Below are 532 nucleotides of genomic sequence, written 5' to 3' on the forward strand. Positions count from 1 at the left end.
TTGGCGGTGGCGGGCGAGAAAACAACCGCCGATATTTTGCAAGCCACGGCAGCGGCAGGATATGACATGGCCGGTGTTGTGCGCCGTATTGTCAATGGTGGCAAAACCCCCACCGACACGGGCGACGCCCATTTCGAAGTGGTCATCGTGGGCGGGGGGGCTGCGGGTATTGCTGTGGCCAGCAGCTTGCTTGCGCGCAAGCCGGGGCTGAATATTGCCATTCTTGATCCGGCCGATATTCACTACTACCAGCCCGGCTGGACCATGGTTGGCGCCGGTATCTTCGAGGCGCAAACCACCGCCAAAACCATGGGCAGTCTGATTCCCAAAGGCGTGCATTGGATCAAATCCGCCGTGGCCGCGTTCGAGCCTGAAAACAACGCGGTTATCTTGGATGGCTGCCGCGTTGTCACATATCAGCGCCTGGTGGTTTGCCCCGGTATCAAGCTAGATTGGGGCCGGATCGAGGGGCTGTTAGAGACGCTGGGCAAAAACGGTGTCACCTCGAATTACCGCTACGATCTGGCGCCTT

The 532-nt window shown here is 59.2% G+C and carries 1 protein-coding gene; it reads left to right on the forward strand.

Annotated features, from left to right (window positions below; translation table 11 throughout):
* The coding region (locus AC1QQ2_RS15060; RefSeq protein WP_479713759.1) for an NAD(P)/FAD-dependent oxidoreductase at positions 1-532 on the forward strand (532 nt) is incomplete at both ends.

Source organism: Aestuarium sp. (assembly GCF_023253315.1).
GTDB classification, from domain to species: Bacteria; Pseudomonadota; Alphaproteobacteria; order Rhodobacterales; family Rhodobacteraceae; genus Marivivens; species Marivivens donghaensis.